24 protein-coding genes and 1 pseudogene are annotated in these 23832 nt (G+C 25.2%); 3 read left to right on the plus strand and 22 right to left on the minus strand.

What is annotated here, in order from left to right; genetic code table 11:
* Window positions 1-67: 67 nt before the first annotated feature.
* The 11 genes from I2A66_RS15055 to I2A66_RS15105 all read right to left on the minus strand — a co-directional run bounded on the left by I2A66_RS15055 (window position 68) and on the right by I2A66_RS15105 (window position 11438).
* A complete protein-coding gene (locus tag I2A66_RS15055) occupies window positions 68-568 on the minus strand; it encodes a VanZ family protein (RefSeq protein ID WP_195251920.1) in 501 nt (166 codons plus the stop codon).
* 168 nt (window positions 569-736) lie between these two features.
* The gene (locus I2A66_RS15060) at window positions 737-1282 is read right to left on the minus strand and encodes a flavodoxin family protein (RefSeq protein ID WP_147516081.1); all 546 of its coding nucleotides are present in this window, start codon (window positions 1280-1282) and stop codon (window positions 737-739) included.
* Between the two features lie 649 nt (window positions 1283-1931).
* Entirely contained in the window at window positions 1932-2222 is a 291-nt protein-coding gene (locus tag I2A66_RS15065; RefSeq protein WP_122639690.1) for a hypothetical protein, read from the minus strand.
* Between the two features lie 371 nt (window positions 2223-2593).
* Complete coding sequence (rbr, locus tag I2A66_RS15070) at window positions 2594-3187, minus strand: rubrerythrin (protein ID WP_122639692.1); 594 nt, start codon at window positions 3185-3187, stop codon at window positions 2594-2596.
* Window positions 3188-3280: 93 nt separating this feature from the next.
* Window positions 3281-4255: a lysozyme inhibitor LprI family protein gene (locus tag I2A66_RS15075; protein WP_195251921.1), complete on the minus strand. Its 975-nt coding sequence runs from the start codon at window positions 4253-4255 to the stop codon at window positions 3281-3283.
* A gap of 253 nt (window positions 4256-4508) precedes the next feature.
* Complete coding sequence (locus I2A66_RS15080) at window positions 4509-5018, minus strand: GNAT family N-acetyltransferase (protein ID WP_122639695.1); 510 nt, start codon at window positions 5016-5018, stop codon at window positions 4509-4511.
* A 143-nt stretch (window positions 5019-5161) separates the two neighbouring features.
* The gene (locus I2A66_RS15085; protein WP_195251922.1) at window positions 5162-5995 is read right to left on the minus strand and encodes a peptidoglycan recognition protein family protein; all 834 of its coding nucleotides are present in this window, start codon (window positions 5993-5995) and stop codon (window positions 5162-5164) included.
* 245 nt (window positions 5996-6240) lie between these two features.
* Window positions 6241-7353 (minus strand): AI-2E family transporter, encoded by a 1113-nt coding sequence (locus tag I2A66_RS15090; RefSeq protein WP_122639699.1) that lies wholly within the window; start codon window positions 7351-7353, stop codon window positions 6241-6243.
* Window positions 7354-7564: 211 nt separating this feature from the next.
* On the minus strand, window positions 7565-9883 hold the full coding sequence (locus I2A66_RS15095) for a hydratase (RefSeq protein ID WP_147516084.1): 2319 nt from the start codon (window positions 9881-9883) through the stop codon (window positions 7565-7567).
* A 322-nt stretch (window positions 9884-10205) separates the two neighbouring features.
* On the minus strand, window positions 10206-10661 hold the full coding sequence (locus I2A66_RS15100; RefSeq protein ID WP_122639702.1) for a hypothetical protein: 456 nt from the start codon (window positions 10659-10661) through the stop codon (window positions 10206-10208).
* A gap of 210 nt (window positions 10662-10871) precedes the next feature.
* The gene (locus tag I2A66_RS15105) at window positions 10872-11438 is read right to left on the minus strand and encodes a hypothetical protein (RefSeq protein WP_122639704.1); all 567 of its coding nucleotides are present in this window, start codon (window positions 11436-11438) and stop codon (window positions 10872-10874) included.
* A 324-nt stretch (window positions 11439-11762) separates the two neighbouring features.
* On the opposite strand from I2A66_RS15105, the gene I2A66_RS15110 reads away from it, so the two are divergent.
* The 3 genes from I2A66_RS15110 to I2A66_RS17905 all read left to right on the plus strand — a co-directional run bounded on the left by I2A66_RS15110 (window position 11763) and on the right by I2A66_RS17905 (window position 13530).
* Window positions 11763-12614, plus strand: a complete 852-nt coding sequence (locus I2A66_RS15110; protein ID WP_195251923.1) for a Cof-type HAD-IIB family hydrolase — start codon at window positions 11763-11765, stop codon at window positions 12612-12614.
* A gap of 64 nt (window positions 12615-12678) precedes the next feature.
* Window positions 12679-13266 (plus strand): MurR/RpiR family transcriptional regulator, encoded by a 588-nt coding sequence (locus tag I2A66_RS15115; protein WP_243238748.1) that lies wholly within the window; start codon window positions 12679-12681, stop codon window positions 13264-13266.
* A gap of 12 nt (window positions 13267-13278) precedes the next feature.
* Window positions 13279-13530, plus strand: a complete 252-nt coding sequence (locus tag I2A66_RS17905) for a hypothetical protein (protein WP_442970898.1) — start codon at window positions 13279-13281, stop codon at window positions 13528-13530.
* 34 nt (window positions 13531-13564) lie between these two features.
* On the opposite strand, the gene I2A66_RS15120 is transcribed toward I2A66_RS17905, so the two are convergent.
* From I2A66_RS15120 to I2A66_RS15165, 11 genes and pseudogenes are all read right to left on the minus strand, one after another.
* Complete coding sequence (locus tag I2A66_RS15120; RefSeq protein WP_195251924.1) at window positions 13565-14695, minus strand: deaminase domain-containing protein; 1131 nt, start codon at window positions 14693-14695, stop codon at window positions 13565-13567.
* A 177-nt stretch (window positions 14696-14872) separates the two neighbouring features.
* Window positions 14873-15094, minus strand: coding sequence for a hypothetical protein (locus I2A66_RS17810; protein WP_243113351.1), 222 nt, complete (start codon window positions 15092-15094; stop codon window positions 14873-14875).
* Window positions 15095-15352: pseudogene (locus tag I2A66_RS17910) on the minus strand (GNAT family N-acetyltransferase); the annotation flags it as partial.
* A 141-nt stretch (window positions 15353-15493) separates the two neighbouring features.
* Window positions 15494-17008, minus strand: a complete 1515-nt coding sequence (locus I2A66_RS15130; RefSeq protein WP_195251925.1) for a bifunctional metallophosphatase/5'-nucleotidase — start codon at window positions 17006-17008, stop codon at window positions 15494-15496.
* Between the two features lie 73 nt (window positions 17009-17081).
* A complete protein-coding gene (locus I2A66_RS15135) occupies window positions 17082-18344 on the minus strand; it encodes an ABC transporter substrate-binding protein (RefSeq protein WP_195251926.1) in 1263 nt (420 codons plus the stop codon).
* 15 nt (window positions 18345-18359) lie between these two features.
* The gene (locus I2A66_RS15140; RefSeq protein ID WP_122639713.1) at window positions 18360-19655 is read right to left on the minus strand and encodes an MBL fold metallo-hydrolase; all 1296 of its coding nucleotides are present in this window, start codon (window positions 19653-19655) and stop codon (window positions 18360-18362) included.
* A complete protein-coding gene (locus I2A66_RS15145; protein ID WP_122639715.1) occupies window positions 19639-20457 on the minus strand; it encodes a carbohydrate ABC transporter permease in 819 nt (272 codons plus the stop codon). Before I2A66_RS15145 ends, I2A66_RS15140 begins: the two co-directional genes overlap by 17 nt.
* Before the next feature lie 8 nt (window positions 20458-20465).
* Entirely contained in the window at window positions 20466-21347 is an 882-nt protein-coding gene (locus tag I2A66_RS15150; RefSeq protein ID WP_147516090.1) for a carbohydrate ABC transporter permease, read from the minus strand.
* The gene (locus tag I2A66_RS15155; protein WP_122639719.1) at window positions 21347-22417 is read right to left on the minus strand and encodes an ABC transporter ATP-binding protein; all 1071 of its coding nucleotides are present in this window, start codon (window positions 22415-22417) and stop codon (window positions 21347-21349) included. Before I2A66_RS15155 ends, I2A66_RS15150 begins: the two co-directional genes overlap by 1 nt.
* A 156-nt stretch (window positions 22418-22573) precedes the next feature.
* Entirely contained in the window at window positions 22574-23041 is a 468-nt protein-coding gene (locus I2A66_RS15160; RefSeq protein ID WP_195251927.1) for a hypothetical protein, read from the minus strand.
* A 367-nt stretch (window positions 23042-23408) separates the two neighbouring features.
* Complete coding sequence (locus tag I2A66_RS15165) at window positions 23409-23795, minus strand: MerR family transcriptional regulator (RefSeq protein ID WP_122639723.1); 387 nt, start codon at window positions 23793-23795, stop codon at window positions 23409-23411.
* Between the last annotated feature and the right edge of the window lie 37 nt (window positions 23796-23832).

A 23832-nucleotide genomic window follows, 5' to 3' on the forward strand; every position in this document is an offset into this window, starting at 1 on the left:
TGTATATAATTAAATAAAATAGGACTATATAGAAGTCTAGACTTCTATATAGTCCTATTTTATTTAATTATATACAAGCATTAATAATAGGTTTTTTTTCATTTATATATACTCTATCTATTATATTCTTTATTTTTCCCTTATATAAAATATTAAAAGCAAACCAACCTATAGATCCACCTAGTATATTTAGTATTAAATCTTCTGGATAAAAGATTTTTAAATTTGATATATACAAAATATTAATAACTAACTTACTTAGTTCTATTGTGAATGATATTAGAAAAGATGTTGAAATAGACTTTTTTAAACTTCTTCTATTTTCATACTTTATACATAAATATATGATAAATGGTGATAAAATTAATATATTTACTCCAGTATGTATATGTGAAATAGTAATTCTTACAAGTATAAATATATATATTGTAAATATACTTGTCAAAACTTCTTCCCATATTCTAATTCTAATCTTATTTTTACTTTTATTCATTAATATTATAATTCTTGTAATTATCCAAATTAATAAACATAAAGCTAATAAACCCTTCAATCTAAATAAATGCATATTTGACTTCTCCCTAAATGACAATTCTCCCTCTTTAATATTGTTACTTATTATTTTATTCATAACTCATTACAATTTTATCATAACATCGGTGCGAAAATTGTCTAAACATAGGATTAAATCAACTTTTAATAATTAATTTAAATAAATATACGTTTACTATATAAATTATACACTCATTCCAAATTCTTCAGCTATTTTTAAACCTTCAGTATTTTTTATATCACCTTTTTCATTTAATCCCTTAAAATATAGCTTTCCTATATCCATCCAATTTAAATAATCAACTATTAAATCATATGAGTCCAATATACCATCAAAAGCACTATCATTAATGTCTTCTCCACATACTAATATTGCGCATTCTTTCCCTTTTAAACTTCTTTTCCCTATAGAAAATGGATAAAACTTATCTATTAACATTTTAAGTTGTGATGGAAATGAAAACCAATAAAGTGGAGTTGAAAATACTACTATATCTGCATCTTCTATTAATGGTGCTATTTTATTAAAATCATCATCCATACAACATGCTTTTTTATTTTGAAAACATTGTCTACATGATTGACATGGTTTTATATTAAGAAAAGCTGCTTGCTCTTTTTTTACAATATGACCAACTTTTCTAGCACCTGATATAAATGCATCTGCAACTAGATCACTATTGCCCTTTTTCCTTGGGCTACCTGTAATGACAAGTATATTCTTCCACATATAAAAATCCTCACTTATTTAACTTAACTTTGTATGTAATAATATATTCTTATAAAAACTTTTATATTACACTACTTCTTACTATATTTCGCTTAAGAACAAGTTCATTTTTTATTAGGTTAAAAATTACTTTCATTTGGTAAAATACTTATATGTCAAAACATAAGGAGAATAATTATGATTATAAATATAACTGATCCATCCAAGTCTAATCTAGATGATATGTTTAATAATTATAATCTTATAGAAAAATATTTTAGGGTTTATATTCAACAAATTAGTTCATGATATGGACCTATATTTTATGTATCTCTGGATGAGCCTACTGGTAATGATACTGTATTTAAAGTTGATGATTATAATGTCATTTTAAATACAGACTTAGCAAATAATATAGAAGTAATTAATATTTTTTATTCTGGTGGATTATTTAGAGTAAGTACAGACCTTGTTTGTAATGAAGAGTATTACTATGCACCTTGGTCTAAACCATGGTGATTATTTATAATTGATTATTGAATTTTAATTTTTATAATTAGTTTTTTATTTTATGTTTTATCCATATTCCTACTAGGAATATGGATAAAACATAAAAAGTTGTACATATATTGATAAGTTAATAAATATTTATACAACTTTTTATACTTTGCTATATTATTTTAATTGAAATATTTTTTGCATAATGTTCATTTATATATTTAATAGACTTAAATTCATTTTCATTAATTATCATTTCATAACAATACATGAATAAATTATTTATAGAAGAAGAGCTTTTCTTTTTTTGAGACTCACTAAAAAATAGATGCTTTATTGATTTCCACTTATCATCAAATATAATCTCTTTACCTCCATCTATTTTATTCATATCACATTTTTTTAGATAATTAGTCGGTATATCAAGAACTAAAAATTCATTAATTTTATTAGCATTAAACAAGTGTTCACAATTTGGAGGAAGAAAAAATATAGATTCATTTCCTATACTTAAGAATTTTTAGTTAGTTTCTATATTAATATTTCCGTTAATAGGTAAAATCAACTGTCCATATGGATGAGTGTGCACTTTGTTATTATCTTGATATATTCTACGTTCACATATTATACTATTCAAAAGTAAATTTCACTCCATATGTTATATTTATTTATAAAGTATATAATATTATACTTTATCTTACAAACTCATTAAATGAAAATTGATATAAAAAAGAACTAAGTATTCTAACTACCTAGTTCTTTTTTATATCAATCTCAAGTTAAATATTTAAAATAGTTATAAATTTATGTATTTTATTTCAAAGTCACTATTTTCTAGTTTTCAAAAGGTGATTTTGAATATAATATAAAATATCCTTGTGGATGTTGACATACAGGACATGATTTAGGTGCTTCTTTACTAGTATGAATATGACCACAATTTAAACAAATCCATTGCTCTTCTTTATCACTTTTAAATAATGTTCCACTTTCAATCTTTTGGGCAAAATCCCCAAACCTATCTCCATGAGTTTTTTCAATTTGAGATATTTGCTCAAAGCTATTAGCAACAGCTATAAAACCTTCTTCTCTAGCTGTATTTGCGAAGTTTTTGTAAATCTCTTCATATTCTTGATATTCATCATGTTGAGCAGCTCTTAGTGTCTGAACTATATTATCAAAAACCTCTACAGGATACCCTCCATCTATGTGTATAGTTCCTCCAGAAAGTTCCTTAAGATGGTTAAAAAATACTTTTGCATGTGCCCTTTCTTGATCTGCAGTATATAAAAATGCCTGCTCTATTAAAGTTAATTTATCTTGTTTAGCTTGTGATGCTCCAAAAGTGTATCTATTTCTAGCTTGACTTTCTCCTGCAAAAGCTCTCATTAAATTAACTTTTGTAATGCTATCTTTTAATAAGTTCATTTTATTTCCTCCTATTTATGGTAAATTCTTTTATTATTATCTCCTATAACCCTTTGAATTTATTCATTTTTAAATAAAAGAAAGTATACTATATTATTCTATACATTCAATTAATTCATAACATCGTTCTTTTGTTAAACTACATAACATTTCATTAACTTCTATATAACTTAAATTATCTTCTAAATCACTATGTTCTATATTTAACTTTTCTTCTTTTTCACTAATCCATTTTATTTTTTCATCTTTTAAAATTTTTATTTTTTCACTAGGTAAATATATTTCTAAATCATTATATATTTCATTTAAAACTAAGTCATATTTTTGATATAATGAATATAATATATCTCCATACTCTTTACTACTTAGCCCACTGTTAAATTTTTCTAAAGCACTTTCTTCTTCATTACTTATTATATAAATTCTATTTAAATATTCTTCTTTTATATATTCTAGATTATTTCTTTCTTTTTTACATTCCTCTATATATTCTTCTATAGGAATTAAAATATCAAAATTATCTTCATTTGAATAATATACTTCTTTTGTTATACTATCTATACAAAATCTAAAATCTATATCTTCATCTGAATTAATTATATATACACAATAATATTTTGATCCATTTAATTCTATAATACTATTAAGTCCAGATTCATCCGTTCCTATATTAAAATAGGTAGTATCCATTATATTACTTAACTTTTGTTTACAAATTTCTAACGCTTCTTCTTGTGATATATGTGTATCTTTAATTTGTTCAATTCTTTGTGTGCTTACTAAATTAGTTATATGTTGAGAATTTTTTTGATTTTGTTCTTCTTGGCTACTCTCTTCTATAAATTGACTCTTTTGACTATTACTAATATTATCTTCTGATGTTTTCATATATTCTATAATTTTTAATATAGTAAATGTCATACTTAATATTGTAATTATAAGTATTATTATTATAGCTTTTAACATATACTCATTTTTATTTATCATTGTATAATTTATATCTTGTCCGCAATTATTACAGTATTTAGCATCTTCATCTAATCTATTTTTACAAGTTGTGCATCTCATATTTTATTTATCCCCCCTTTTATAAATTATAGTATATTTTACTATATATTTACTTAATTATTATATTATTTTTACCTAAAATAATATAAATTCTATACTGTCATACATTTCTAATTCTTATTCTATGAAATTTATTTAAAGTTATAAAAAAGTGTAGTTAAGATTGTGTTCTCACAAGCTTAACTACACTCATAACAATAGTATCCGACTTCTATTTAACTATGAATAAATTAAATTTTATTATTTCTTTATATTATATACTTAGAATCTTCTCAAAAGCTATTCTTTTACTTCCATCGTCTAAAAGTACCAATCCACAATACTTAAATCTATTTTTATTAAGTGATCTTTGCATTGATATATTTTCCTCATGTGTATCTATCCTTATACTATTAATTCCTTTGTCTAAACAAATTTTCTCTACATATCTAATAATTTCAGATAATAAACCTAATCCTTTATAGGCATTATCTACTGCTACTCTATGAATAACAGCATAATCGTCATTACTTAACCACTCACCATCATAAATAGAATCATATGTACTTTCTCCATCAAAAGAAATAGCTGCTGTAGCTACAATTTCATTATCTTTTAATAATACATAACTATATTCATTTTCAATATCATTATTTATAGTTTCAATATTAGGATAGTTGTTTTGCCATTGATCTATCCCTTGTTCTTTAAAATAAACTTGAGCTTGATTGATAATATTCATTATACCAAACACATCTTCATTAATTGCTCTCCTAAACTTCATACTAATTCTCCTTTTTAATATATCTTAATAAATATATATACTCTTCAATAGATATACCATAATATCTATTTTTAATCAATAAAAAGAGAATCTATATCTTAATATAGATTCTCTTTTTATTACTTATATACTACAAATTTATATTACATATTAAACAATTTTTTCCAGCTATCAGGGCCAAAAAGTCCATCTATAGCTAATCCATTATTTTTTTGATATTCTTTTATTCTAGCAATAGTTTTAGGTCCACAACTTCCATCTATATCTAAATCTCCTAAAGCTTCTTGTAATAAAGATACAAGAGTTCCTTTCGTTATATATCCTTTTCCTACAACTCTATTTTTTACGGCTGCATAAGTTTTCGGACCTACATAACCATCAACATTTAGTTTTGCACTATAAGCATTGTTTAAATAAGTTTGTAACTCTTTAACCCAATCAGATTTTGTATTAGGTGAGATATGAATTATGTTACCATTATCATCATCTGAAGTACTTCTATTCATTTTATTTTTAACATCATTTTTAAACTTAATCCAAGCATTTGGATTATCTACAAACCATTTTGGACAAATTTTTCTTGTTATATCATAATGTCTAATCATATCATCAGTTGGGTCTAGATTATATTTTTCACATAAATAAGCACCTAATTCTACCATTGAGTTATAAGTAGCATCATTATAATGCCCATCACTTGTAGGATGGCAACATTCTATACCTATACTATAGCTATTTGCACTATTAGTTGTGTAAGCTATCTCATCATCTGGAACTATATAAAGTATTTCTCCTTTTAATCCTACTATATAGTGAGAACTAGCATATACCTTACTATTTTGAAAATAATTTCTATTAGCTGATGCGCTACTTCCAGGATTTGCAACATAGTGCCATGCTATTTTTGTAGTTTTACTTCTCTTAGTCCCTGGTCTTGAATATTTATTTATAGTTAAAAAATTAGTTGTTATATTCAAATATTTATACCTCCATATATTTGGTATTATTTCTATAAGTTTTAATTAAAGGTAGCAAAATTAGGCATATTTGAGCCTATTATAATATATGAAAATCATTTTTCTAATGATACTTTTATTATAAGTTTTATTCATTATATTTTATTAACATAATTACATCTACTAGGAGTTTATATTTTAGGAATGTTTAAAATAAAAAAGTCATGATTTTATTAATTTTAAATCATAACTTTTTTATTTTATAACTACTTTTTATGCTTAATTCTCTTATTTACATAATCTCCAAATAACTCATAAATAACACTTACAAGAGGCATGCCTATTATCATACCTATAACTCCAAATAAATTTCCTCCAACTATAATTGCAAATAATATCCATAACGAAGGAAGTCCTAAAGAATTACCAACAACTATTGGATATACAAATTTTCCATCTAACTGCTGAATACTTATGATAAGTACTAAAAATAATATAACTGCTGAAGGCTTTACCATAAGTATAATAAATGCTGATATCAAAATACCTACATATGTACCAAATATGGGTATAAAATTAAGTATAGGTATCATTATGCTTATAAGTAATGCATACGGTATTTTTACAAATGAAAATACTATAAAAAATATAGTTCCAAGAATTAATCCATCTGTAGATTGACCTAAAATAAATTTAGAGAATTTACGATTAGCTAACTTTAAAATATACATAATTTTCTCACATACTTTTTCACTAAAAAATGCATATATAACTTTTTTGAATTGTAATGCAAGGGTATCTTTAGTAAGCAATATATACATAGCTATTATTATTCCTAAGAAAAAATTAATAAACAAATTTGTAATACCAAGTGTAAAGTTAAATAAATTCGATATAAACATATTCATTAAGTTACCAATATAAGACATCGACTTCTGAACCATTGAAGGAATATCTATCTTAATATCATTAAATATATTTAATTTATCTGATTTTTCCATTATAAAACTTTGAACTGAACTTATATAATCTGGTATGCTATTAGTTAAAGTAGTTACACTCTCTATAAGTTGAGGCGCTATATAATTTATAAACGCAGCTATTACCAGACAAATTAATATTAAAGTTAATGCCAACGCTATTGTTCTTGATAAATTTTCATATTTCTTATGACTTTTCAGAAGTGGTTTTACTAATTTTTCTTCTATAATTTTCATTGGTATATTTATTAAAAATGCGATTACTCCACCGATTATAAATGGTTTAAATGCAATTATTATCCTACTTATTATACTTGGTACAAGCGCTGGCTTTATAATAAACAAGAGAAATATCATTATATATGTAGCTAATAAAAATTGATTTTTTAATTTAATCATTATTTCCTCCTATAATCCATACTTCTTACATTATTTATATTCTTCCTATTTTGTAATAAATTATATATTATTTAAATTCTTTTAAATTAAATTCTCTGTACACTGTATATCAAGAAAGCTTTAGCACAGTATGTTACTTATCTATTAAATTTGTATTAAAAAATGGTGAATTTATTATAAATTCACCATTTCAATAACTTCCATATCAAGATTAAATATGCTGTGCCTTAACTGTATCTAAGTTACGACTTCTATTGTAATTTATTAGAGATCCTGCCTTAATTATTTCTCTTTCTTCATATGTCATATTAGATATATATAAGTTTATTTCTTTTACTTCATTTCCTATTACATAAGCCTTTATATTCTCCATATCTTTATCTAGTAATTGCCTTATGTTAGGAACAAATATATAATCCCCTATATTAAACTCTGGTTCTTCATTAGTTTGAAATGGTATCATTCCCCAATTTATAACATTAGATCTATAACGCTTAGTTGCATATTCTTTACAAATATTAGCGAGCCCACCTATAACTCTTTGACAACTTGCTGCTTGCTCACGAGCTGAACCATCACCTGGTTTGTTACAGTAAATAACGCTTCCTATTTCTATATCTTCAATATTTATATTACTGAAATTATCTATTGATTTTATCTTCTTATAAGCTTCAGCCAAATCAAAATCCTTTTCTATAGGATTTCCGCCATTTATTCTATACTTTTCTACTTCATATATTTCTTTTGCTCTTGGTACATACCTCTCATCTCTTCTTGATAGTGTAAACTCTGCTAGACCTAGGGGATTAGACCTAAATGCAGATGTCTCTCCTGAGGGTATTAACTCATCCGTAGTTGTTACTTCATCCATTATTTTAGAACAAACTTTTAATAATATATTGTCTGTAAGTTTACTCATTTTAGGCCAATCTTTTATATTAGGACCATATACTAACTTAGCTTCTTTATTAGGTTTACTGTATCCATCATAAACTCTATTTAGATATGATATTTGATTAAATTCATAACTATAATTATCTAAGTAATCTATATCAAAATCAGTAGCTGGTGTTAATATTCCTCCATTAGCTGCAGTTGACGCTATACTTCTTGCATCCATTAATGCAACATATGATAACTGATTGTTTCCTGGCTTTGAACCTTCTCGATTTGGAAAATTTCTTGTTGTGTGTCTTATACTAAATGACCCATTCGCTGGAGTATCCCCGGCTCCAAAACAAGGTCCACAGAAAGCAGTTTTTATTATTACCCCTGAATTTATAAGTTCTATTGCAGCTCCACTTTTGATAAGCTCTGACATAATAGGTTGCGATGATGGATATATTGATAAAGAAAATTCTCCATTTCCGCAACTTTTATTCTTTATTATTTTTGAAGCTTCCATTATATTACTATATGTTCCACCAGCACAACCTGCAATTATTCCTTGATCTACTCTTAACTTACCATCTACTATTTTATCTTTTAAATTAAATTCAATTTCTTGGTTATCAAATAATTTATTTGCTTCTTCTTCTATTTCTTTTAATACTGTTTTTAAATTATTATTTAAGTAGTCTATTTCATAAACATTACTCGGATGAAATGGTAATGCTATCATTGGTTTTATAATACTTAAATCTACGTATATCATTCCATCATAATAAGCTACTTCATCTGGATTTAACTCAGCATAATCTTCTTCTCTATTATGAACTTTTAAGTACATTCTAACCTCTTCATCGGTTCTCCATATAGAAGTTAAACAAGTAGTTTCTGTTGTCATAACATCTATTCCATTTCTAAAATCAACAGAAAGATTAGATATTCCAGGACCTACAAATTCCATTACTTTATTTTTAACATATCCACTTTTAAATACTTTACCTATTATAGCTAAAGCTATATCTTGTGGACCTACACCTTTTTGTGGCTTTCCAGTTAAGTATACCCCTACTACTTCTGGGTAACTAATATCGTAAGTACTACATAGTAATTGCTTAACTAGCTCCCCACCACCTTCTCCAATAGCCATAGTTCCAAGCGCTCCATAACGAGTATGGCTATCAGAACCTAAAATCATTTTCCCACATCCTGCCATCATTTCTCTCATATATTGATGAATAACAGATATATGAGGAGGAACATATATTCCTCCATATTTTTTAGCTGCTGATAGTCCAAACATGTGATCATCTTCATTTATTGTCCCCCCTACTGCACATAATGAGTTGTGACAGTTAGTAAGTACATATGGTATTGGAAATTTCCTCATCCCTGATGCCTTAGCTGTCTGAATTATACCAACAAAAGTTATATCATGTGATGCCATAGCATCAAATTTAATCTTAAGTCTATCCATGTTATCTGAAATATTATGATTACTTAAAATTGAATATGTTATAGTACCTTTTTTAGCTTCATATTTTTTTAAATTTAATTTAAGCGAATTTACTTTTTCTGTATCTTCTTCTGATACTATCTCCATACCCTTAAGCAAATACGCTCCTTTCTTATATACAGATATCATATATATTATTTCCCCCTTTTAATATAAATTCTATATGCCAATTATATAAGTTTTAATACATTAACTCTTTAACTGATAGACTTATCATTTTCTTTATATTATAGTACATTTTTTACTTTTATTCTTGAAATTACCTTTTATCTATAAATTTATTAATAAATTTTATAAATTAAAAATTATGTTTATAATGAATATGTATTTGTTATATATAAAGCTTTTTAAATAATAAAATTAAACCTAGCTTATATTTAAAATATAAGTTAGGTTTAATTTATTTTAATCTAAGAAACTAGATTCTTAGATTAATCTATTTTCATACTATCTATTTCCATGCTTTATCTTTTTTACAAGGATACATATCTTTCCATTTTGATTTATCATCATCTTTATCCATAGGCTTACATCCACAATCAAATTCAGGTTTTTGTCCATGTTCTTTTTCACAGCCTTTTACTGTAGTTGATCCTAAATATTCGCATCCTTCATATACTGTTTCTTGACTATAGTGATATATATTCACATCTCTATAATAGTCTTTTACATGGTTGCATTCTTTAACATAATAATTGTTATATCTAGTGTAGTAATTTTCATAATAATTATCTTTTCTTATATTACATTCTTTACCTTGTATTTCTCTATATTTTTTATATCTTTTTACATCATTATAATTACATTCATGTTCATCATGTTTATATCCTTTTTCTTCATAATCATTATATCTATAATCCTTATTTTTATACTCTTTATAATTATCTCTATCGCAACAATAACCCATTGTCTTACCTCCATAATAATAATATATATTTGATAGCTTTTAACTTCTATCCATATATAATATGACTTTATTATAAATATTGTTAATATATTTTTCATTTTTTTACTTTTTTAGACATGTATAGATTTAAATATTCAACTCAAACTTATATTTAGCTTATATGTTTAGGATGAACATATTCAATCTATGAAACTAGATTTTTATTTTAATCTATTTCCATGCTCCACCTTTTTTGCAAGGACACATATCTTTCCATTTTAATTTATCATCATCTTTATCCATAGGTCTATATCCACAATCAAATTCATCTTTTTGTCCATATTCTTTTTCAAATTTTGGACCAAAGTCTTGTTCATATTTTTCTCCATATCCTTTTTCAAATTTTGGACCGAAGTCTTGTCCATCTTTTTGTCCATATCCTTTTTCACAATCTTTTACTGTAGTTGATCCTAAATATTCACATCCTTCATATATTGTTTCTTGACTATAATGATATATATTTACATCTCTATAATAATCTTTTACATGGTTACATTCTTTTGTATAATAGTTATTATATCTAGTATAGTAATTATCATAATAATTATCTTTTCTCATATTACATTTTTTACCTTGTACTTCTTTATAATTTTTATATCTTTTTACATCATTATAATTGCATTCATGTTCTCCATGTTTATATCCTTTTTCTTCATAATCATCATATTTATATCCATAATCTCTATTTCTATCATTTTTATACTCTTTATAATTATCTCTATCGCTATAATAAGCCATTATTTTACCTCCATAATATATTGATAGCTTCTAACTGCTATCCATATATATTATGCTTTTATAGTATATTTTGTTAATATTTTTTCCATATTATAAGCTTTTTGTATATTTTTCGATATTATATATATTTTTTTCAATAATCATTATAAATATATATAGATTTATAAATTTAACTTTTGTTAAGTTTATTTTATTCTGTGATAAATTTATTTCATTGTTTTCTTATTTTCTTATTTGTTTTTGACATATATTATTCATTTTTAATTCATTATATTTATTTATAAAATAATACCGATATAATTAAAATAGACAGTGGGAATTTTTATGAATAATATAAAAGTGATTATTATGGATGTTGATGGAACATTAACTAATAATAAAAAAATAATAACTAAAAAAACTAAAGATGCTTTAATTAATGCACAAAAATCAGGAGCAAAATTAGTTTTAGCTTCTGGAAGACCTACATCTGGCTTAATAGATTTTGCTAAAGAATTGAAAATGGATAAAAATAATGGTCTTTTAGTTTCTTTTAATGTATCTAAAGTTGTTGATTGCCAAACTAACAAGGTTTTATTTAATGAAACTATTAGCATTGAACATGGACAAGCTGTACTAGAACATCTAAAGAAATTTAAGGTTAAGCCTATGATTGATAAAGAAGATTACTTATACGTAAATAATGTTTTTGATAATGAAATAGAACATGATGGTAAACCTTTTAATGTGATTCAGTACGAATCTCGTGGTGGTAACTTTAAGTTATGTGAAGAACACGATCTAGCTAGCTTTGCTACCTATCCTTTAAATAAAATTTTAACTGCTGGTGATTCTAAGTACCTTAAAGAAAATTATATAGAAATAATGGAACCATTTAAAGATATTTTAAGTTGTATGTTTACCTCACCTTTCTACCTTGAATTTACAGCTAAAGGAATTGATAAAGCTAAGGCACTAGATAGCGTATTAGTACCTATGGGTTACAAAAGTGATGAAATGATTGCTTTTGGAGATGGACACAATGATATATCTATGATTAAATACGTAGGTATAGGAGTAGCAATGGATAATGCTGTTGATGATTTAAAGTCTGTATCTAATAAAATAACTTTATCTAATGAAGATGATGGTATTGCTCATGCATTAAGTGATTATTTTGATTGTATTAATATTTAAATTAGATAAATTTATAACACTAAAATTTTACAAAATACTGTATAATGTTCATGAGGTGATCTTCATGAACATTTTTAATAAATTAAATCAATTAACTAGCTTAACTGAAAATGAAAAAATATTAGCTAAGTATATGCAGAATAATCCTGAGAATTTTATAAAAATGAGTGCAAGTGAAATTAGTGATGCTTGCTTTATTTCAACTTCAACAATTTATAGATTATGCCAAAAGCTAGATTTATTAGGTTTGTCAGATTTAAAAATACAGGTTTCTTCATCTATTAATGAATATCTTAATGAGAAAAACGTAATCGACTATAACTATCCTTTTAACGGAAATGAAACACAATATGAAGTCATATTAAAGATGAAAGAACTATATGAACAAACCCTTATATCTTCATTAAATTTAATAGATATTAATCAGTTAAATTTAATTTCTAATGCGTTAAAAGACTCCAAGCATATAGACTTTTATACATCTGCTGGTAATATTTACTTTGCTGAAAATTTTAAGTTCCAGATGCAAGAAATAGGAAGATTGATCAATGTTCCTATAGAAGAATATCATCAGCGTTTAACAGCTTCTAGTAGTGATGAAAATCATGTTGCAATAATAGTATCATTTGAAGGAAGAGGTGCTATAATGTAAAATATAGCTGAAATATTAAAAAATAATAAAACACCTATTATTTTAATTTCTTCTACTAATGAAAACCCTCTTAATAAATATGCAACTTATCAATTATATCTAAGCTCAAATGAAAACCATTTCAATAAAATCTCATCATTTTCAACAAGGCTATCCTTATTATACATTTTAGATTGTATGTATACACAATTTTTTAAATTGAATTATAATGCAAATATAAAATATAAACTAAATACATATAATAAATTATCTAATAAAAAATAAATACTAAAACTTTTATATTTTTATTCTAATTTATTTACACTTCTCCATATTTTTTAATATATTTTATTTTTACATTTATATCTGGATGCTCATTACAAAACTGATTAATTACAAAATAACAACTTGGGCATGGTTCCCACTTACTATATAACGTAAGATTTCCTTTGTTTCTTAATTCTTTAGATTGTATTTTTTTATGTATTTCTTCAAAGATCTTTTTTTCACTGTCATTAATTCTATTGTAACCTATGCCTAATTTTCCTAACTTATTAACTTTGCTACTTCTAAAAAATTGCTTATCTATTGGCGGTGCTTTACAATAATCTACAATTTCATTACTACCACTTATTGCCTTAAATTCTTGATTATCATATTCTACTACAGCTATATTTATTGAATCCTGCAGAGTATTACTTTGATTTATTTTAAAAATTTTATCATCTTCAAATTTTATGTATTTGTTCATATTTCTTAATAATCTTTTCATTCTTGGTATATTACTATTTATATGTTGATGATACTCAACTGACCCTTTCTCTGGTTTAATATATTTAGAATCTAAATTTTTTGGTATATCCATTAATATTGTTTTAACTTGAGTTTTATCATCATACTTTTCTTCTATATTACTTTGCTTAGAAAGAATCATCTTTTTTAATAATTCTATATCTTTGGAGTATAGATAGTCTTTGCTTATTTTTTCTTCCAACTCATTAATCTTTGACTTTTCATCTTCATTTATATTTTGGATTATTTCTTTTTTCATTTTATCTATAATCTTTAATATATGGTCTACATTATCTTGTGAGCTTGGCTTTCTATCATATTCAATTCTGTCTATACGTAATTTTTTTATTTTACTTATTTCTTTACATAACTTTTCATGTTCATTTTCAAATATTAATATTTTTTCCACATAATCAATAAAATGTTTAACATCCCTTGCTCTATAAGTAACCTTAGAATTATCTATACACTGATACAAATAATTTATTAGACTTATATCTACATTAAATATACTTGCAAGTTCTTGCTTATAATTCATTTCATTTAATTGATTTATATTATATCCTTCTTTTTTTAAAGCATTGTTAAAATCTTTTATATTACTTATTTTTATCTTTTCTTTTTTTCTATTCTTGTGGCCAATATTCCTTGATGTCATGTCTACCTCATTATTTTTTATAGTTTCATAAGATATTATTTTATCATATTTCTAACTAATTTCTCATATTAAGTTTATCTTGAGATTTATTTTTTCCTTATGATTAAAAAAGAGGCTTAAATACAACATTAAGTATATTTAACCTCTTTCATCTTATAACTTATTCTAATCATAATATTAGTCATTAAATTCTGAATATTCCATTACTACGCTTTTTAAAAATATACAAAATTCATCATATTCTACCTTAGATAGATTTTTATCAAAACTCATTACTTTCAATCTATGTCCATCATATTTTTTTCTATAAGGAGGATGAATATGCTCAAATTCTTGTATCTTAAATCCTAAATTAGAATAAAAGTTTAATCGTTTAATTGATATATCATCTACTGGCATATCAATTTCTAATATAGTAGTTTTATTTTCTTCACAAAATTCTTTTAATATTTTACTTCCATAACTTTTTCCTCTTAAATTTTTATCTATTGCAAAATGCTCTATATACCTATAACTATTAATTTCCCAATAAAATAATATCCCTATTACTTTATTATTATCACAGACAACATTACATTTATATTTTTCATTCTTTAATACATCTATTTGATCTTTTTCTGTCCTTCGCTCAAATATAGGGAAACTATTTATATATATATATTCATTGCGTCATCATAATAAGGATCTTCTTTTGCTTCTATTCTTATAAACTTCATTCTTTACCTCTTCTAATTTTCGTATATATTATTTGATATATAATATCATGTAAATATATATATATTTCAATATCTAAAAAAATTAGCTTTTTATAAAGTAATTATTTTTTTCATTAACAACAATTTTCTTATTTTTTTGAATATAATCAATAATTACCTCACTCATATCTAAATTAATTTCTTTAACTACTTTACACCCTTCATATGCAGGATAAATAGATGTATTGCTAGCTCTATAGTTATTTAAAACAATAGTATAATCTTCATCCATAGAAATATCCTTATTATTTTTTTTCATATAAACAACTCTGTCATAAAAATTTCTAGATAAATCTATTTTATAATCTAAACCACCATAAGTATCATAATTATAATGTTGAACTTTTGGAACAAGAAACTCTTTATTTACTACTACTTTTTTATCTTCAATTACAAAGTAAGTTGCACTTTTTTCAATAGCTTTTTTTAATTGCTTTCCTGTAATAGAAAGTACCTTTAATGTATTTGGGTAAGGATAATTTATCAAAACATCCCTAATAGATATCTTCTTTGAAAATCCTATAGCACTGTCAAATACAGATAAGGCAGAAAAATCAGCACCAGAAACATCTAACTGAACTTGATGTAAGAAATTTATAAAAGGATGACCTTTTAATCTTGCTAAAAATATGTCATCTACTTTCATATCTTTATCAAATTCTCCTATAACTTGATCTAAATAAACTTCTAAATCTTTTTGTGTATCTTTAAATATATTTTCTAGTTTATTATCTATTTCATTATCTAAACTACTAACATCTACTAATTCATAAGTTATATCCTTATTATCAGTGTCTATAATGATTTTGGAAAAGCTTTGTCCATTATTCATTGGCTGAGAACAAATTACATTCTTTATCTTCGTTATAAATGCACGATGCTGGTGTCCACTTAATATCATATTTATAGAGTTAAAGTTTTCTAATAGTTCACTACCTTGATTCTCTTTTGTAAGTGCTTCTGTTGGAGTCATATCTTCATCTAAACTCTTTTCAAATCCTCCATGATAACAAACTATTATAAAATCACATTTATCTTTTAATTCTTCTTCATACTTTTTATATTGTTTTACAGGATCTAAAAACTCTAAATTTCTTATATTTACTTCTTGCTCCCAATTAGGTATATAAGAAGTTGTAAAGCCTATACATCCTATTTTAAAATTTCCAAATTCAAATATTTTATATGGTTTAGTATCAAAAGGAAGACCTTTTATATTAGCATTTATTATCTTATCAGATACTAAGCTATATGCATTTTTTAAGTAATCTAATCCATAATTAAATTCATGATTTCCTAATACATAAACATCATAATTTATAGCTTCTAATCCTTTTATTATAGGATTTTCATTTATATTTTGTTTAGATAAATAATGTGTAAGTGCGGAACCTTGAACTAAATCACCACAGTCTACTTTTAAAGATGCATCAAATTTTTTCTCATCCTTTAATATATAACTAGCAATTTTTAAAAAACCTAATGGTTGATCTTTTACATAGTTTGTAGGATAAATATACCCATGTAAATCACTAGTTTGATATATAACAATTTTCATAAACTTTATTCCTTTCTTATATAATTAAAACTAGGGCGTTATCTTTAGATAAGAAAACGCCCTAGTTACTTATTTATTCCCAAATAGATGTTAAAGTAGATTTAAATGTTTCTAACTTATCTTTAACATCTGATTTTGTATCTGCTAGTATTGATTCTAATACTGTATTAGATTCACGGAATGCACTATCCATACCTTTTATAACTGGATTTGTAAATAAATCACTAGTTGCATCAGCTACAATCGGAGCTATTAAACTTCCTGAATTTTTATATTCATCTGATGTAATAGCACTTTCTCTAACAGGAATATATCCAGTTTTCTTAGCCCAAGCTATTTGATTTTCTTTTGTTGTTAAAAATTTTAAAAATTCATATGCTGCAGTTTTTTGTTCTGCACTTGCACTAGAAAAAACAAATAAATCTGTGCCTTGTTGCATTACTTCTTTTGATGGGTATGGAGCAACACCTATTTCAAATTTATCTCCAACACCTTCTTTTACAAAGGCTTCACCTGCATTAGAACCAACATATAATGCTACTGTTCCATTTCCAAATGGTCCAGATAAGTATTTGTCCGTTCCTGCTATTCTAAAATATCCACCTTTTATTCCATCTAAGTAATAATTTACTGCTTTTAATGATTTATCACTTGTTGGATCTAAATCTTGATTAAATACTACACCTTCATTTTTTAAATATGTTGTATAGTAATTACTTAATGAATCAAATCCTCCACCAACTATTTTCTCTTTTTCATAAATTTCTTTTGATGCCTTTGCAAATTCTTCATATGTTGTTGGTACAGCTATATTTAATTTGTTAAGTAATGTTTTGTTATACCATAAAACTTCTGTTGATTTATTAAAAGGCATTCCATATATCTTACCATCTATTGTTGATGCTTCTCTAAATCCTTTTACTATATCATCATAATTATCAAACTTAATAGTTTCATTTTCTATATATGGTTTTAAGTCAACTACTAAGTTTTCATCTATTGCATTTAATAGCCAATCAGGATAGGCTTGAGTTAACGTTGGTAAATCCTTAGGACTTGCCATTGTCGCAGTTATTTTTTGCTGTAAATCTGGGTAACTAGATTGATTTTGAAGAGTTACAGTTATATTAGGATTTTCCTTTGTAAAATTATTTGCTAATTCTTGTAGTGCTTTTTCTTGGTCACCATTCATTGCATGCCAGAAAGTAATTTCAACAGGATTGTTTAACTCCGTAACTATTTCTTCATTATTACTTAATGTATCTTCTTTTTTTCCAGAACAACCAACCATTAAACTAAGTGATAACACTAGTGGTACTAAAGTCTTAAATTTCATTATTTTATGCCTCCTTTAAATTGTTTGATTTTTCTTTGGTAATAATCTCTCTCCATGCTCGTTATAAAGCTTTTCAGGCTTATAAGAGTGTATTGGAACTAATAGTTTAGGTTTAATTAAATCTATTATCTTTATTAAATCTCTTGGATGAGCATGTCCACTACATGATACTGCTATAAATTCTATATCTTTTTCTTTAAATCTATTTACAAAAGGTTCATAACTAGGATCAAATGGTCCTAGAGGAACTGCATTTGAGTGAATATAAATTCCATTTTCTTTTAATCCATTAAAATCTTTAAGAGCTAAATTATCTAATTGCCACATATATTTACTTTCATCTTTTAATAGCTCTTCAAAACCAATTTCATATTCTGGATTTAATCCATAATCTTTATCATCTAATTTATAGTAATATGATTCATAGTCAGTAGCTTCTTTTAAAACATAAGAATAATATGCATCTAATACAACCTTTCTTGTATTAGTTTTTATTATGTTTAAAATCCTTTCTATATTAGATATATAATAATTAAATGTTATTTGCTTGTTAGGATTATTATTTACAATTTCATTAATTTTTGTTATCAGCTCATTTTCATTACATACGTCATTCTCATCCTTCTCATCATCAAAATCTTTAAATGAAACTGTAACTCCTTCTATTAATAAAACATCACAGTTTTCACTTTCTTTACAAAACTGTAAAGTATCTTTTTCTCTATATCCATGTAATCTTATATCTCCTGTATAAGAAATAACTAAATCAGGAGTTTTTATAAGTAGCCCACATGCACCATATGCATCGTGGTCTACAGGCATAACTTTTACTTTTATTTTTCCTACTTCAATTATTTCATTTTCTTTTACTCCAATTATATCCCTAGTATTTGATTTTCCTTTATTATAAAGAGGAAAGAGAAAATCATTATTTACATTTAATGTATTAAGTAAAGACTTTGTACCTTCTAATGTGTATATGTCTATATTAGGATTCAAGTAATTTATAATTTTTGAATGATCTAAATGCATATGTGATAAAAACACAGCAGTATTTTTAAAATTATCTTCACTTGATTTATATCCCTTAAGAGGAATACTTGGGTCGTACATGTTATTTAAATAAGGTACTAATTTTTCATCTAATAATTCTTGTAAATTAGATGGTTGAAACTTAGAACTTGGATTATATTCACTTCCAAAATCAAAGAATATATGGCTATCTTCATAGACAATTTCTATAATTGTCCCTCCAATAGTTAGTATTCCATTATGAAACGTTATTTTTGTTTTTTTATCCTTTAATACCACTGCTAGCAACTCCTTTAATTATTTCTTTTCTAAATATTAAATATATTATTAATATAGGTACTATCGCTATTGTAGATGCAGCCATTTGTAGCTGAACATTTGTTCCACTTTCTGTTGCAAATGCACTTAATCCATTACTAAGTAATCTCATTTCTTTGCTATTAGTTACAAGTATTGGCCATAAGAAAGAGTTCCATCCACCTATAAAGCTAAGTATTCCCATTGTGAATAATGATGGTTTTATAAGGGGTACTAGTATTCTTGTAATAAATTCTAAGTCACTACATCCATCAACTTTAGCTGCTTTATAATAAGATATAGGAATACTTGAAATATAACCTCTCAAATAAAATATATAAAACACACTTGCTAGTGATGGTACAATTAAAGCTGTGTATGTGTCTAATAATCCTAGTTGTGCTATTGTTTGATAATTTGTAAATACTGTAACTTCATATGGCACCATTAGTAAAGTAACCATTGCCATTGATAGTATATTTTTAAATTTAAACTCTAACTTTACTAGTGCAAATGCTGATAGTACAGATGTTATTAATGTTCCAAGTGTTGATACCCCTGCTACAAAAACTGTATTAAAGAAATATCTAACAAAAGGAGCTTGCTTCATTGCCTCTTTAAAGTTTTGCCATTGAAAAGACTTTGGAAACAATGTTGGAGGTATACTAGTCGCCTCTTGAAAAGTCATTAAGCTTGATAAGATCATATATACAAATGGAAATAATGTTATAATCGCCATAATGAATATAAATATTTTTGCTATAACTGAATTAAATTTTTCCATATTTTCACCTACTTAGATATTTTCTTCAATACATAGTTTTGAATTAACGTAAATATAAGTATAAGAACAAATAATATAACTGCAGCTGCCATACCTTGCCCATATCGATATTCAACGTAGAATTTATTAAAAATATAAAATACTGCTGTAGTAGCACTATCTGCAATTCCCGCTTTTCCATTAAATATAGCAAAAACTTGGGCATATACCTTGAATGCATTTATAAAGTTAACCATCAATAAAAATGTAATAATTGGTATCATTTGAGGTAAAGTTATCCTAAAAAATTGCTCTGATTTACTTGCTCCAAACATATCTGCAACCTTATAATAACTTTCATTTACATTTCTAAGTCCTGAAATTAATATTATTATATTAAATGCAAGACCTGACCATATACCAAATATGATTAAGGTAAACATACTCATTTTAGGATTGTCCAAAAAGTTTATTGGCCCCACATTTATAAATCCTAATAGATAGTTTATAAATCCATAATCTTTATTTAGTAAAAATCTAAATACTATCCCTACAGCTATAATACTTGTTAAGTATGGTATGAAAAATATAGTCTCAAAAATATCTTTATATTTAATTTTTTCAAAAATAGTTAATGCTATAATCATTGCAATAATTACACCTATTGGCACTACTGTAAATGCGTACAAAGTTGTATTGATTATTGCTTTATGAAATTTAGGATCACTTAATACTATTTGATAATTTTTAATACCATTAAACACTAAGTTATTTAAAGTACCTTTTTGAAAAGATATAATAAATGTTTTTATCAATGGATATACATGAAATATTATGATTATAATTAAAGATGGTAATAGGTATAACCATGCATGTGGTGCATTTTCTGCACTATATTTTAGCTTCTTCATTAGTAAACCCTCGTTCCGTCTTCTTTAAATATATAAATGCCTCCATATTCAATATCAAATCCTACTTCATCTTTTTCACATATACCTTGATTTATATCTGTAATTGATTTTGCATTTTTATTATTAATTTTAAAATTTAATATACAATCTTTACCTATTAATTCAACAGTTTCTATTTTTGCTTTAAATAATGAATTATCACTTACAACAAAATATTCTGCCCTTATACCAATGATATATTTACTTTCATTAAAATCTTCTTTTATTCTATTTTTTGTAAGTAAATTTAAATCTATAGAAAAATCTTTTCCAACTAGCATATCTCCTTCTTTATGCATTTCAAAAATATTGATAATTGGGTTTCCCATAAATTTTGCTACAAATAAGTTTGCTGGTTCTAAATATAAATTTTGAGGTATATCAAATTGTTGTACAATACCTTGATTCATTAGAACTATTCTATCACTTATCGATAAAGCTTCTTCTTGGTCATGAGTTACAAATATTGTAGTAATACCTATTTCTTTTACAAGCCTTCTTATCTCTTCCCTTATTTTTAATCTAAGTCTTGCATCTAAATTACTAAGTGGTTCATCTAAAAGTAATATTTTAGGATTTTGAACAAGTGCTCTTGTTATCGCAACTCTTTGCTGTTGACCTCCAGACATTTCTCCAGGTTTTTTGTTAGCTAATTCTTCTATGCTGGTTATTTTCATATACTCTTTAGCTATTTTCATAGCTTCTTCTTTTGGCTTCTTTTTGTTGCCAACAGTTAAAGGAAACATAACATTTTCTAAAACTGTCATATGTGGATATAGCGCATAATTTTGAAATACTAATCCTATATTACGGTCTTTAGGATGCTTATTTATAATAGATTCATTATCAAATTTAATATCTCCACTTGTAGGATCTAATAGACCCGCTAATAAATTTAATATAGTTGTTTTTCCACATCCACTAGGACCTAGTAAACATATTAGCTCTCCTTCTTTTATTTCAAGGTTAATACTTTTTAATGCTTCATATCCATTATCATAAACTTTTCTTAGTTTATTTATATGTATCATGTATTTCTCACCTCTCATAAAGATATTATTTCTTCAAATTAAGAATCTTATTATTAAATATAAAAAAAAATAGTAGTATTCATTTTTTATGAATACTACTATTTTTTTTTTTTTAACTTAAGATATTGATATTTCAATGAATTTAAATGTTTTACATTATATACTAATCATTTTATCTTGTATAAATTTTATAAATTCTTCTTCTATTTTATTAAACTTCTTTGTTTTTGAATATATAAACCAGGTATTTCTTGTTATATTTTTCCCTCTAGAATCTAATAAAGAATACAACTCTAAATTATATTTATTTTTAAACTCATCAGCTAAAAAGCACGTGGTATATCCAAGGCCTTTATCTATTAGCTTCCACGCAAAATCAATATAACCAGAGGACATACCTTTGTGTTGATTTTCTTTATACCTTTCATTCCGACACTTATTAAGTATTTCTATACTCTTATAATTACTTTTATAGTCAATACGTTGCATTTGAAGAAGTTTATCTATATCAATAGTATATTTAGATACTATATATGCTTTATCTTGTTTTACTAAAACCTTATTTACTGCCCCTTCATAATCTCCGCATACAAATCCTAATGCTAAACTATCTTCACCTAACATTCTAAATAAATTATTGCTTTGTTCATTTACAATATCAAAACTTACCCCAGAATGATCCTTAGAGTAGTCAAATAGTTTTCTTCATATAGATAATATGATTTACTTATATCATCATCTAAATCATTCATTTTTTATATACTCATATTTATATGCGAAATTCTCTTTTTTAGCTTTAGCTTGCTTAATTTGAGTTTCATCTAATAATTGTGGTCTATCTGTTAACCGTGTTGCTTCTTTTCCACAATTAGGGCAAAATTTTGTTTCTTCTTTAGACTCTACTCCACAACTACTAAAAAACCACTCAATTACATCTTACCTTAACGTAATTGAATGGCTTTTATACTATTATGAATTTATATGAAACTTACTAATTATCATTCTTTCTTAACTTTTCTTCATGTAGTAAAACTCTATCTTCATATCTATCAATTTTATTATCTAAACGATCTAAAATTAATTGCATTTCTTTAATTTTATCAGCTAACTGATTTCTTTGATCTATAAGTAGTTCTTTTCTAGCTTTAATAGTATTGTTTCCTTGTTTAAATAAAGTAACATATTCAATTAATATTTCTATAGATAATCCCGCACTTCTCATACACTTTACAAATTCAACCCAGTTACAATCTTCTTGAGTGAAATCTCTAACTCCACTAGATTTTCTATTTACAGGAGGTATTAAACCAATCCTTTCATAGTAACGAATTGTGTCTGCTGAAATTCTATACTTTTTACTTACTTCTGTTATTGTCATAAACTGCACTCCTTTTTTATTAACTGATTGATGTATT

Source organism: Romboutsia sp. 1001713B170207_170306_H8, assembly GCF_015550495.1.
GTDB lineage: Bacteria > Bacillota > Clostridia > Peptostreptococcales > Peptostreptococcaceae > Romboutsia_E.

What these genes read in the sequence shown, in the direction of transcription:
- I2A66_RS15055 (WP_195251920.1), bottom strand. Translation starts at nt 568, where the DNA reads ATGCATTTATTTAGATTGAAGGGTTTATTAGCTTTATGTTTATTAATT.
- I2A66_RS15060 (WP_147516081.1), bottom strand. Translation starts at nt 1,282, where the DNA reads ATGTGGAAGAATATACTTGTCATTACAGGTAGCCCAAGGAAAAAGGGC.
- rbr (WP_122639692.1), bottom strand. Translation starts at nt 3,187, where the DNA reads ATGAACTTATTAAAAGATAGCATTACAAAAGTTAATTTAATGAGAGCT.
- I2A66_RS15075 (WP_195251921.1), bottom strand. Translation starts at nt 4,255, where the DNA reads ATGAGATGCACAACTTGTAAAAATAGATTAGATGAAGATGCTAAATAC.
- I2A66_RS15080 (WP_122639695.1), bottom strand. Translation starts at nt 5,018, where the DNA reads ATGAAGTTTAGGAGAGCAATTAATGAAGATGTGTTTGGTATAATGAAT.
- I2A66_RS15090 (WP_122639699.1), bottom strand. Translation starts at nt 7,353, where the DNA reads ATGATTAAATTAAAAAATCAATTTTTATTAGCTACATATATAATGATA.
- I2A66_RS15095 (WP_147516084.1), bottom strand. Translation starts at nt 9,883, where the DNA reads ATGATATCTGTATATAAGAAAGGAGCGTATTTGCTTAAGGGTATGGAG.
- I2A66_RS15100 (WP_122639702.1), bottom strand. Translation starts at nt 10,661, where the DNA reads ATGGGTTATTGTTGCGATAGAGATAATTATAAAGAGTATAAAAATAAG.
- I2A66_RS15105 (WP_122639704.1), bottom strand. Translation starts at nt 11,438, where the DNA reads ATGGCTTATTATAGCGATAGAGATAATTATAAAGAGTATAAAAATGAT.
- I2A66_RS15110 (WP_195251923.1), top strand. Translation starts at nt 11,763, where the DNA reads ATGAATAATATAAAAGTGATTATTATGGATGTTGATGGAACATTAACT.
- I2A66_RS15115 (WP_243238748.1), top strand. Translation starts at nt 12,679, where the DNA reads ATGAACATTTTTAATAAATTAAATCAATTAACTAGCTTAACTGAAAAT.
- I2A66_RS15120 (WP_195251924.1), bottom strand. Translation starts at nt 14,695, where the DNA reads ATGACATCAAGGAATATTGGCCACAAGAATAGAAAAAAAGAAAAGATA.
- I2A66_RS17810 (WP_243113351.1), bottom strand. Translation starts at nt 15,094, where the DNA reads ATGCCAGTAGATGATATATCAATTAAACGATTAAACTTTTATTCTAAT.
- I2A66_RS15130 (WP_195251925.1), bottom strand. Translation starts at nt 17,008, where the DNA reads ATGAAAATTGTTATATATCAAACTAGTGATTTACATGGGTATATTTAT.
- I2A66_RS15135 (WP_195251926.1), bottom strand. Translation starts at nt 18,344, where the DNA reads ATGAAATTTAAGACTTTAGTACCACTAGTGTTATCACTTAGTTTAATG.
- I2A66_RS15145 (WP_122639715.1), bottom strand. Translation starts at nt 20,457, where the DNA reads ATGGAAAAATTTAATTCAGTTATAGCAAAAATATTTATATTCATTATG.
- I2A66_RS15150 (WP_147516090.1), bottom strand. Translation starts at nt 21,347, where the DNA reads ATGAAGAAGCTAAAATATAGTGCAGAAAATGCACCACATGCATGGTTA.
- I2A66_RS15155 (WP_122639719.1), bottom strand. Translation starts at nt 22,417, where the DNA reads ATGATACATATAAATAAACTAAGAAAAGTTTATGATAATGGATATGAA.
- I2A66_RS15160 (WP_195251927.1), bottom strand. Translation starts at nt 23,041, where the DNA reads ATGTTAGGTGAAGATAGTTTAGCATTAGGATTTGTATGCGGAGATTAT.
- I2A66_RS15165 (WP_122639723.1), bottom strand. Translation starts at nt 23,795, where the DNA reads ATGACAATAACAGAAGTAAGTAAAAAGTATAGAATTTCAGCAGACACA.